This is a genomic window from Streptomyces sp. NPDC060209 (assembly GCF_042728155.1).
Taxonomy (GTDB): Bacteria; Actinomycetota; Actinomycetes; order Streptomycetales; family Streptomycetaceae; genus Streptomyces.
On sequence record NZ_JBHWZS010000302.1, the window covers coordinates 1 to 10609 of the forward strand.

8 protein-coding genes and 1 tRNA gene are annotated in these 10609 nt (G+C 70.5%); 8 read left to right on the forward strand and 1 reads right to left on the reverse strand.

Annotated elements, in window-relative coordinates:
• Positions 1 to 180: 180 nt before the first annotated feature.
• Positions 181 to 378, forward strand: coding sequence for a helix-turn-helix transcriptional regulator (locus tag ACFWFI_RS35615; RefSeq protein ID WP_099172630.1), 198 nt, complete (start codon positions 181 to 183; stop codon positions 376 to 378).
• Positions 378 to 1766 carry a tyrosine-type recombinase/integrase gene (locus tag ACFWFI_RS35620; RefSeq protein ID WP_387398590.1) on the forward strand — a complete coding sequence of 463 codons (1389 nt, stop codon included), beginning with the start codon at positions 378 to 380 and terminating at the stop codon, positions 1764 to 1766. The genes ACFWFI_RS35615 and ACFWFI_RS35620 overlap by 1 nt, the downstream gene beginning before the upstream one ends.
• A 202-nt stretch (positions 1767 to 1968) precedes the next feature.
• On the opposite strand, the gene ACFWFI_RS35625 is transcribed toward ACFWFI_RS35620, so the two are convergent.
• Positions 1969 to 2041, reverse strand: a tRNA-Arg gene (locus ACFWFI_RS35625).
• Between the two features lie 318 nt (positions 2042 to 2359).
• On the opposite strand from ACFWFI_RS35625, the gene ACFWFI_RS35630 reads away from it, so the two are divergent.
• From ACFWFI_RS35630 to ACFWFI_RS35655, 6 genes are all read left to right on the forward strand, one after another.
• Positions 2360 to 4003, forward strand: a complete 1644-nt coding sequence (locus ACFWFI_RS35630) for an ATP-binding protein (protein ID WP_387398593.1) — start codon at positions 2360 to 2362, stop codon at positions 4001 to 4003.
• Positions 4000 to 5949 (forward strand): GTPase, encoded by a 1950-nt coding sequence (locus ACFWFI_RS35635; protein WP_387398596.1) that lies wholly within the window; start codon positions 4000 to 4002, stop codon positions 5947 to 5949. The genes ACFWFI_RS35630 and ACFWFI_RS35635 overlap by 4 nt, the downstream gene beginning before the upstream one ends.
• A 155-nt stretch (positions 5950 to 6104) precedes the next feature.
• Positions 6105 to 6530 (forward strand): single-stranded DNA-binding protein, encoded by a 426-nt coding sequence (locus ACFWFI_RS35640; RefSeq protein WP_387398598.1) that lies wholly within the window; start codon positions 6105 to 6107, stop codon positions 6528 to 6530.
• Between the two features lie 322 nt (positions 6531 to 6852).
• Positions 6853 to 8241 (forward strand): Cys-Gln thioester bond-forming surface protein, encoded by a 1389-nt coding sequence (locus ACFWFI_RS35645; protein ID WP_387398606.1) that lies wholly within the window; start codon positions 6853 to 6855, stop codon positions 8239 to 8241.
• A gap of 207 nt (positions 8242 to 8448) precedes the next feature.
• Positions 8449 to 10113: an energy-dependent translational throttle protein EttA gene (gene ettA, locus ACFWFI_RS35650; RefSeq protein WP_387398601.1), complete on the forward strand. Its 1665-nt coding sequence runs from the start codon at positions 8449 to 8451 to the stop codon at positions 10111 to 10113.
• A 5-nt stretch (positions 10114 to 10118) separates the two neighbouring features.
• On the forward strand, positions 10119 to 10541 hold the full coding sequence (locus ACFWFI_RS35655) for an acyl-CoA thioesterase (RefSeq protein ID WP_387398603.1): 423 nt from the start codon (positions 10119 to 10121) through the stop codon (positions 10539 to 10541).
• The last annotated feature ends 68 nt before the right edge of the window (positions 10542 to 10609 follow it).

The following is a 10609-nucleotide window of genomic DNA, read 5'->3' on the forward strand; positions in this document are numbered from 1 at the left end:
CCTGGTGGCGCTGGGGTTCAGCCCGCGACCGGGAAAAGCGGTGTGGCGGTTTCTGCAGACATGTGGCGGATGGCTGTGTCGCTATCCGCCACAAACGCAGGGCTCTGACCTGCGATGTGGCGGCGTGGCGGACGTGGCGGATCCACCAGGACAAGAGGCACGGCCGAGGAGGCACGCCCAATGCCCAGCAAGACCGGATCTTCGAAGATGCTCACCCTCCCCGAAGTCTGCGAAGAGCTGCACGTCTCGCGGTCCACGTTCTACGACTGGCGCCAGAAGGGCCGCGCCCCCCGCTGCATCAAGCTCCCGAACGGCGACCTGCGCGTACGGCGGAGCGACTTGGACAACTGGCTCGACGATCACGAGGACGCTGCTTGATGGAGACGACGTACAACGTCAAGGTCTGGAAGACCGCGACGTACAAGGGTTCGCGGGGCACCACGTACACCGTGCGGTGGACCCTCGAAGGCAACGAGCAGCGGGCCCCGTTCGCGACGCGAGCGCTAGCCGACGCCTTCCGCTCCGAGCTGGTCAGTGCGACCCGGCGTGGTGAGGCGTTCAGCCTCAGCACCGGGCGGCCCGTCTCCCACCAGTCGGGCGCTACGGCTGTGAACTGGTACGACTTCGCGGTCCAGTTCGCGGACGTCCAATGGGGCCGTACGGCCGGCAACAGTCGGAAGAACACGGCCAAGGCATTGACGGCTACCACCATCGCGATGCTGCGAACGTCGTCGGCAGGCTTCAAGCCCGTCGACGTCCGAACGGCACTTCGTGAGTTCGCCTTCAACACCAAGCGGCGGGCGGACGCGCCGCAGGAGGTATCCGTCATCCTCAGGTGGGTGGAACGGAACACGCTGTCCATGGCGGCCTGGGAGGACCCGGCCAAGGTGGACGAGGTGCTGCGCGCCTTCGATGTCCTGCTGGACGGAACTCGAGCCGCGGCTAGCTCCGTCAAGCGCAACCGGCGTGTTCTCAACGTCGCAATGGAGCACGCGGTGAAGCGCAAGGTTCTGCGGACGAACCCCCTGCCGAAGGGCCGGGGGACCGCCCCGAAGACCTCGTCTGCCGTGGACAAGCGGGCGATCCTGAACACGGGCCAGGCGGCCCGGTTGCTGGGGTGGGTACGTGGTCGCACCCGTGGCGGCCCCCGACTACATGCGTTCTTCGCGGTGCTCTATTACGCCGGGCCACGCCCCGAGGAAGCGGTGGCGATGCGTGTCCAGGACGTTCAACTGCCCGACGTGGACGCTGCGGATCAGTGGTGCGAGCTGCTGTTCCACACGGCTCAGCCAGAGGTCGGCAAGAACTGGACCGACACGGGGGCTATCCATGAGGAGCGGGGGCTGAAAGGGCGGGCCGCAGACGACACGCGTGTCGTCCCCGGGCATCCGTCGCTCACGAGGATTCTGCGCGAGCACATCAAGGCCGAAGAGCTGAAGCCTGGCGACCTGCTGTTCCAGGGAGAGGGCGGCGAACTGCTCGCAGGCTCCGTCATCCGCCGGGCCTGGCGATCGGCGCGCACCGCGATCTTCACGCCCGATGAGTTCGGCTCCCCGCTGGGGAAGCGGGTGTATGACCTGAGGCACACCCGGTTGACGAAGTGGCTGAACGACGGCATTCCGCCGGCGCAGGTCGCGGAGTGGGCGGGGAACAGCGTGCCGGTCCTGCTGGCCATCTACGCCCGCTGTGTGTCCGGTCAGCTCTCGGAGCTCAAGAAACGGATGGAAGCCGGGGAGGACCTCCCCGAGCTGCCCGACGCGGGCTGACGAGGAGCGCGGAGAACTTCTCCGTGGATTCTCCGTAGCCACCCGCAGAAACCCGGTGACAGCCGGACAGCGCCGGACCGTCCTCGTGGTCACATGGGGCCGGTCCGGCGCTTACGTCCCCGCTACGCAGTGCTCGGTATTGTGCCCCTGACCAGCGAAAAGGCCCTCCGGGTCGGAGGGCCTCACACTGGTGCGCGCTGAGCGCCCCCGGCAGGACTCGAACCTGCGGCCAAGCGCTTAGAAGGCGCCTGCTCTATCCACTGAGCTACGGGGGCCGGGTGTCGGCCTGGTGCCCCGGAGGGCGCTGGTTCAAGCCATCCGTGACCTTGCCGGGACAAGGATAGGGCTCAGATCGCCTCGTCCCGGTTGCTTCACCTGCGTGGCACGATGTGGAGGTTCGGTGAAGCGAACCGATAATCGCAGGTGGGTGCGATTCATGCATCGCTTTTGACGCCTCGCGCCCCGGGTGTTGTGCACTCGTTATGCCTGCGCCCCACTCGTCCCCTCTGTCCCCTTGGGTGGATCCGCCGCGCAGAGGGGCCTATACGCTTCAAAAAGGCGTCAAAATTGGGCATTCTTCACATGTGGTAACCATGGATGTACGGCCCCAGCTCATCGACGCACTTTCCGCCCTGCGCGACCGTGTCGCTGCCGTGCGTCTTCCACTTCCGCTGCCGGGGGCTCCGCGCGCCCGGCAGACGCGGACCGAACTGCTCGCCCAGCTCGACGACTACCTCGTACCCCGGCTCAAGGATCCCGAGGCGCCGCTGCTCGCGGTGATCGGGGGATCCACCGGCGCGGGCAAGTCGACGCTCGTCAACTCGCTGGTGGGGTGCCGGGTCAGTGAGGCCGGTGTGCTGCGCCCGACCACGCGGACCCCCGTGCTCGTCTGCCACCCGGACGACCACCACTGGTTCGCCGGGGTGCGGGTGCTGCCGCAGCTCACGCGGGTGTGGCTGCCTCCGGGGCAGGTCCCGGACCCGGACGGGCTCGACCATCTGGGGGTCGACGGGGAGCGTGACGACAACGTGCTGCGCGTCGAGACCGCGGCGACCCTGCCCCGGGGGCTCGCGCTCCTCGACGCCCCCGACATCGACTCGCTCGTCGTACGGAACCGGGTCCTGGCCGCCGAGCTCATCTGCGCCGCCGACGTGTGGGTCATGGTGACCACCGCGTCCCGGTACGCCGACGCCGTGCCGTGGCACCTGCTGCGCACCGCCAAGGAGTACGACGCCTCCCTGGTCACCGTCCTGGACCGGGTGCCGCACCAGGTGATCGCAGAGGTGTCCCGGCAGTACGCCGCCCTGCTGACCCGGGCCGGCCTGGGCGAGGTGCCCCGCTTCACCATCCCGGAGCTGCCCGAGTCCGCGGGCGGCGGCAGCGGGCTGCTGCCCACCACCGCCGTCGCGCCCCTGCGGGCCTGGCTCACCCACCGGGCGCAGGACCCGGCGGCCCGTCAGCAGGCCGTGGGACGCACGGCGTCCGGGGTCATCGACTCGCTCAACGTACGGATGCCCGAGCTGGCAGGGGCGGTGGCCGCGCAGTACGCCGCGGCCGTGCGGCTGACCGGTGTGGTCGAGGAGGCGTACGGGAAGGAGCTGTCGCGCGTGCGGCGGCGGCTCCAGAACGGTGCGGTGCTCGCCGGCGGCGCGCGGACGCGGTGGCGCGGATATCCGCTCTACAGCACCGCGGGCGAGCTGCTGGACGCACTCGTGGAGAGCCTGGTGGCCCTGCTGCAGTGCGCCGTGGCCGCCTCCGACGAGCAGATCCGCACGACCTGGCAGCGCGAGCCCGCGGCCGGGATCTTCCGGTTCGAGGACGCCGGACGCGAGGCCGGCGGGTGGGGGCCCGCCGAGGACATCCAGGGCCGGATCGGCATGGCCGTACGGCGCTGGCGGCGGGTCCTGGAGGAACTGGCCGAGGAGGAGGCGCGGCTGCTCGAACGCAGTGCCGCGCCCGACGCCGAGACGGTGGCCGCGCTGCTGGCCGCCGCCCTCCTCGGCGGACGCCGCGCCAGGGGCGCGGGGGAGCAGCTCGCCGAACGGATCGGCGCCCAGGGGGCGCTGCGCCTCCGCGACAAGGGAGGGGCGCTGCTCACCAGCTGCCTGGACCAGGTCATGCACGGTGAGCGCGACCGGCGGCTCGCCCCGCTGGACGCGCTCGAAGTCGCCCCCGAGCCCCAGGCCGAACTCATCGCCGCGCTGTCCGTACTTCAGAAGGAGAGGTGGCAGCGATGACTGCCGTCACTGACCAGGGCCGGGACCACGGACAGGGACCGGAGGGCGAAGGCGGGGGGGAGGCCCCGGGGGACGACGGGCGGCGCTGGGACGACGGGCTCATCGCGCGCCGCGCGGCCGAGGCCGCACAGGAGAGCGCGGACGCCGGGCTGACTCCCCAGGAGGACCCGGCCGACCCTGGGCCCCAGGTCGAGGCGCACGGACTGCCCGGCAGCTCCCTCCGTCCGAGGCTGGACGCGCTGCGTGAACTGGTCGGTCTCTCCCGCGCCCGGCTCGACGGGGACACCCTGGCCGAGGCGGGGCGCGTGCTCGACGAGGCGTCGGCCCGCCAGCGGCTCTCCTCCCGGCACACGGTCGTCGCCATCGCGGGGGCCACCGGCAGCGGGAAGTCCACCCTCTTCAACGCGCTCGCGGGTGTCCAGATCTCCGACACCGGGCTGCGCAGGCCGACCACCTCGGCCCCCATCGCCTGCAGCTGGACCGACGGCGCCGCGGGACTGCTCGACCGGCTGGCCGTCCCGGGACGGCTCCGGCGCAGGCCGGTGCTCGGCGGCGCGGCCACCGACGAGGCGCTGCAGGGTCTCGTCCTGGTGGATCTGCCCGACCACGACTCGGCGGCGACCGGCCACCGGGAGCAGGTGGACCGGGTGCTGGCCCTGGTCGACGCGGTGATCTGGGTCGTCGACCCGGAGAAGTACGCCGACGCGGCCCTGCACGAACGCTATCTGCGGCCGCTCGCCGGGCACGCCGAGATCTCCTTCGTCGTGCTCAACCAGATCGACCGGCTGTCCGGCGAGGCCGCCGACCTGGTCCTGGACGATCTGCGCCGGTTGCTCGACGAGGACGGTATGGCGGTGGGGGAGCACGGCGAGCCCGGCGCCACGGTCATGTCCCTGTCGGCACTCACCGGGGTCGGGGTGGGCGACCTGCGCGAACTGCTCGGCAGGTTCGTCCAGGCCCGCACGGCGGCGGCGCGCAGGCTGTCCGCCGATGTGGACGCGGCCGCCGCTCGGCTCCGTCCGGTGTACGTCGCCGAGGGGCGGCCCGGGCTCGGTGAGCGGGCCCGCGAGGAGTTCACCGACCGGCTCGCGGAAGCCGTCGGCGCGGCGGCGGCCGGGCAGGCGGCGGAGCGCGAGTGGCGCAGGAACGCGGGGCGGGCCTGTGGCACACCCTGGCTGCGGCTGTGGCGCTGGTACGAGTCCACCCGGCAGCTGGGCGGCCTCGACCTGATGGCGCAGGCGCTCGCGCCGCCGGAGGAGGAGCTGACCGCCCGGCAGCGGGTGGAGCAGGCCGTGCGGAAGCTGGCGGACGACGCGGTGGACGGGCTGCCCACACCGTGGGCCCAGGCCGTGCGCGAGGCGGCGGTGAACGGGGCGAAGGGGCTGCCCGAGGCGTTGGACGAGCTGTCACGGAACGCGCAGGCAGGCGCCGGCGGCCGGGGCCGCGGGGGCAACGGGGACAGAGGGCCCGCTCCCGTGGGCGGACACACCACGGCTGCGGGGCAGGGGAGGCGTGGTTCCGGTTCGGTGGGCAGGATGTCCGCGCCCGTCGCCGGGGCTCCGGGCACCCGTGGCGCCAGGCCGCCGCGTCCGGCGTGGTGGCCCGCGGCGGTGCTCGCCCAGGCCTCGATGACGCTGCTCCAGATCTTCGGCGGCCTGTGGCTGCTCGGCCAGATCGTGGGCGTGATCGAACCCGGTCTGCTCACCCCGGCCCTGCTCATGCTGGCGGGAGTGGTCGGCGGGCCGCTCGTCGAATGGTCGTGCGCGGCTGCGGCACGGGGGCCCTCGCGCCGGTACGGGCAGGAGGCGGAACGGCGGCTCCGCGAGGCCGCGGCCGGCTGCGGCAGGGCAAGGGTCCTCGATCCGGTCGCGGCGGAACTGGCTCGCTACCGCGAGGTGCGGGAGCGGTACGTGGCGGTGACGGAGTTCTCCACAACCGGCGGGTAATCCACAGGCCTCAGCGGGATTCCGGGTTTCCGTCCAGCATGGTTCGCAGCGGATCAGACAGACGCGCCGGATCGCACGTCATCGCACCGCACCGGTGCAGGGCGGACAGCGGGACGGAAAGCGGACGGAATGCGGCAGGGAATCGGGGGACGGAAATGAACGAGACAGTGGTGACGCTGGTGGGAAACGCGGCGACTCCGGTGGACTTCCGGGAGACGGCGACAGGATCGACGGCGCGATTCCGTTTGGCGGTGACACCCCGGCGCTGGGACCGGGAGCAGCAGGCCTGGACGGACGGCGGCACCAGTTTCTACACGGTGTGGGCGCGGCGGGCACTCGCGGCGAATCTGTCCGGTTCGGTCTCGGTCGGAGAGCCGCTCGTCGTGCACGGCCGTCTGAAGGTGCGCGAGGAGGAGCGGGACGGGGTGTGGAAGACCTCCGTGGACATCGACGCCGTAGCGGTCGGACACGACCTGACCAGGGGGACGGCCGCGTTCCGGCGGGTGGTCAGAGGCGATCCCGCTCTGACGGCGCCTACGCATCGTCAGAAACCGGCCACGGAAATGGTATCGGTGTCCTGAAGGGAGGGGGCGCGCCGAACAGGGCGGTAACGATTACGAGTCGGAATGCTTATCTGACGGCATGACGGGGGATTCCTCTTCGCTCGCTCCTTACGATTCCCCAGTACTCATGCGGCACTTGAGTTTGCTGGCGGGACACCTCCCACACGCGCATCATGCGTGAAGGTCTCGCCCGGAGGGGAATTCTGTGTTTTTTGTGTCTTCAGCGTCCACTTCGTCGTCGACGGAGGGCTCCATAGGGAGCCGGAGCGGGAGCAGGCTTCACGCCCAGGGGCCCGTCGATTCCGGGCGGGCCCGCGGTCTCGTCAGGGCGGCCGCCGCGATGCTGGCCACCGGACTGGTCGCCGCGGGAACAATCGTCGGTGCGACGGCCGCGACGGCCGCGCCGGCGGACGAGACGGGTCAGCACCAGGGCGGGGCGACCGCCGTACTGGACGGGCTGAAGACCTATGACACCGCCGTGCTCCGCACCGGCGGAGAGGGCGGCGAGGCGGGCACGGCGCAGGAGCTTCCCGCGGGTCTGTTCGAGCTTGGAGTCGACGGCGGCGGTCAGCTGAAGACGTACTGCATCGACATCCACAACCCCACCCAGGACCGGGCGAAGTATCTGGAGACCCCCTGGGACCAGACCTCGCTCGGCGCCAACGAGAACGCCGGCAAGATCCGCTGGATCCTGCAGCACTCCTACCCGCAGGTCGACGACCTCGCGGAGCTCGCCGGCGAGGCCGGCACCGGGCCGCTCACCGCCAGGACCGCGGCCGCGGGCACCCAGGTCGCGATCTGGCGCTTCTCGGACAATGCCGAGGTCGAGGCCAAGGACGCGCACGCGGAGAAGCTCGCCGACTGGCTCGAGAAGACGGCGGAGAGCCTCGCGGAGCCCAAGGCCTCCGTGGCGCTGGAGCCCGCCGCGGTCTCCGGCAAGGCCGGGGAGCGGGTCGGCCCGGTCACCGTCCGCACCGACGCGGGCCAGGTCTCCGTGACCCCGCCCGCCGACGCCGCCGCCGGCGGGGTCAAGGTCACCGACAAGGACGGCAAGCCGGTCACCGAGGCGGCCGACGGCACCGGCCTCTACTTCGACATCCCCGAGGACGCGGCGGACGGCTCCGCCTCGCTGACCGTCCAGGCCACGACGTCCGTGCCCGTCGGCAGGGTCTTCGCCGGGCTGACCAAGAGCCAGACCATGATCCTCGCCGGTTCCAGCGAGTCCACTGTCACCGCGACGGCGAGCGCCACCTGGGCCGAGAAGGGCGCGGTCCCCGCGCTCACCGCGCAGAAGAACTGCGCCAAGGGCGGCGTGGACATCACGGCGAGCAACAAGGGCGACGAGGCGTTCACCTTCGAGCTGGCCGGCACCGAGCACACCATCGCGGCGGGCGAGACCCGCACGGTGACGATCCCGGTCGCCGAGGACCAGGCGTACGACTTCACGATCACCGGCCCCGGCGGCTTCAGCAAGAACTTCAAGGGCGTCCTGGACTGCCAGACCGCAGGCACCCCCGTTCCGGGTGACGACATCGGCACCCAGAGTGGTTCCGAGCCCGTGCCCGCCCAGACCGGCACCAGCTCCACCGGCACCGAGGGCGACCTCGCCGCGACCGGCGGCTCCAGCGCCACTCCCGTCATCGCGGGTGTCGCCATCGCTCTCGTCGTCCTCGGCGGCGGCGCGGTCTTCCTGCTCCGCCGGAAGAAGCCGCAGGGCAGCGGTGAGTGACTGAGCACAGGCGCAGCGGGAATGCGCTGGTGAAGGGCCCGGTACGGACCTCCGTACCGGGCCCTTCGCGTTCCCGGGGCCGTTCCCGGCGGTCCGCGAGGACCCGCCTGGGCCGTACCGGGGACCGGACGGGTTTCCGTCCGGGTGCGGACGTCAGGCAAGATGGGTGTATCTGCCCACACCTCTATTGCTGCCGGACGGTTTCTCTTGGCTGAGTACATCTACACCATGCGCAAGACGCGCAAAGCGCACGGCGACAAGGTGATTCTCGATGACGTCAACCTGAACTTCCTGCCCGGCGCGAAGATCGGTGTCGTGGGGCCCAACGGTGCCGGTAAGTCCACGGTGCTGAAGATCATGGCGGGCCTGGAGCAGCCGTCCAACGGCGACGCCTTCATCTCGCCCGGGTTCAGCGTCGGCATCCTCATGCAGGAGCCGAAGCTCGACGAGAACAAGACCGTGCTGGAGAACGTCCAGGACGGCGCCGCCGAGATCATGGGCAAGCTCAAGCGCTTCAACGAGGTCGCCGAGCTCATGGCGACCGACTACTCCGACGCGCTCATGGACGAGATGGGCAAGCTCCAGGAGGACCTGGACCACGCCAACGCGTGGGACCTCGACGCCCAGCTGGAGCAGGCCATGGACGCCCTGGGCTGCCCGCCCGGCGACTGGCCCGTCAACAACCTCTCCGGTGGCGAGAAGCGCCGTGTGGCGCTCTGCAAGCTGCTCATCGAGGCCCCGGACCTGCTCCTCCTCGACGAGCCCACCAACCACCTCGACGCCGAGTCGGTGAACTGGCTGGAGCAGCACCTCTCGAAGTACGCGGGCGCCGTCGTCGCCGTGACGCACGACCGGTACTTCCTGAACAACGTCGCCGAGTGGATCCTCGAACTCGACCGCGGCCGCGCGCTGCCCTACGAGGGCAACTACTCCACGTACCTGGAGAAGAAGGCCACTCGCCTCAAGGTCGAGGGCCGCAAGGACGAGAAGCGCCAGAAGCGGCTCAAGGAAGAGCTGGAGTGGGTCCGCTCCAACGCCAAGGGCCGGCAGACCAAGTCCAAGGCACGTCTCGCCCGTTACGAGGAGATGGCGGCCGAGGCGGACAAGATGCGGAAGCTGGACTTCGAGGAGATCCAGATCCCGCCGGGCCCGCGGCTCGGTTCCATCGTCGTCGAGGTCGAGAACCTCTCGAAGGCCTTCGGCGACAAGGTCCTCATCGACGACCTGTCGTTCACGCTGCCGCGCAACGGCATCGTCGGCATCATCGGTCCGAACGGCGCGGGCAAGACCACGCTGTTCAAGATGATCCAGGGCCTGGAGACGCCGGACTCCGGCGCCATCAAGGTCGGCGACACGGTCAAGATCTCCTACGTCGACCAGTCCCGCGCCAACATCGACCCGAAGAAGACCCTCTGGGCCGTCGTGTCGGACGAGCTGGACTACATCAACGTCGGCCAGGTCGAGATGCCCTCGCGGGCGTACGTCTCGGCGTTCGGCTTCAAGGGCCCGGACCAGCAGAAGCCTGCCGGCGTCCTCTCCGGTGGTGAGCGCAACCGCCTGAACCTGGCGCTGACGCTCAAGGAGGGCGGCAACCTGCTGCTCCTCGACGAGCCCACCAACGACCTCGACGTCGAGACCCTGTCCTCGCTCGAGAACGCACTGCTGGAGTTCCCCGGAGCAGCGGTGGTCATCTCCCACGACCGCTGGTTCCTGGACCGCGTCGCCACGCACATCCTGGCGTACGAGGGCGACTCCAAGTGGTACTGGTTCGAGGGCAACTTCGAGTCGTACGAGAAGAACAAGGTCGAGCGCCTCGGCGCGGACGCGGCCCGCCCGCACCGTGCCACGTACAAGAAGCTCACGCGGGGCTGATCGACTTGGCCCGTCACATCTACAGCTGCCCGCTGCGCTGGTCGGACATGGATGCCTTCGGCCACGTGAACAACGTGGTCTTCCTCCGCTACCTGGAGGAGGCGCGCATCGACTTCATGTTCCGGCTGGCGCCGGGGGACGGCTCGCCGTCCTTCTCGGGCGGTTCCGTCGTGGCCCGGCACGAGATCGACTACGTGCGCCCGCTGGTCCACCGGCACGCGCCGGTGACCGTCGAGTCGTGGGTCACGAAGATAACCGCGGCGTCGCTGACGATCGCCTACGAGGTCAAGGACCCCGAGCAGGTCTACGTACGGGCGTCGACGGTCGTCGTGCCGTACAACCTGGCCGAGGAGCGGCCCCGGCGGATCACCGCCGAGGAGAAGCTCTTCCTGCAGGAGTACCTCGACCAGGAGCCCGCCGTCGCATGACAGTGCCCGTACGGTCGCCGCGGTTCGCCGACGCGAGGGAGGCGGCGGATCTCGCCGCCTTCCTGGGC

Coding starts and splice junctions, on each gene's coding strand:
- ACFWFI_RS35615 (WP_099172630.1), top strand. CDS start 181: ATGCCCAGCAAGACCGGATCTTCGAAGATGCTCACCCTCCCCGAAGTC.
- ACFWFI_RS35620 (WP_387398590.1), top strand. CDS start 378: ATGGAGACGACGTACAACGTCAAGGTCTGGAAGACCGCGACGTACAAG.
- ACFWFI_RS35630 (WP_387398593.1), top strand. CDS start 2,360: ATGGATGTACGGCCCCAGCTCATCGACGCACTTTCCGCCCTGCGCGAC.
- ACFWFI_RS35635 (WP_387398596.1), top strand. CDS start 4,000: ATGACTGCCGTCACTGACCAGGGCCGGGACCACGGACAGGGACCGGAG.
- ACFWFI_RS35640 (WP_387398598.1), top strand. CDS start 6,105: ATGAACGAGACAGTGGTGACGCTGGTGGGAAACGCGGCGACTCCGGTG.
- ACFWFI_RS35645 (WP_387398606.1), top strand. CDS start 6,853: ATGCTGGCCACCGGACTGGTCGCCGCGGGAACAATCGTCGGTGCGACG.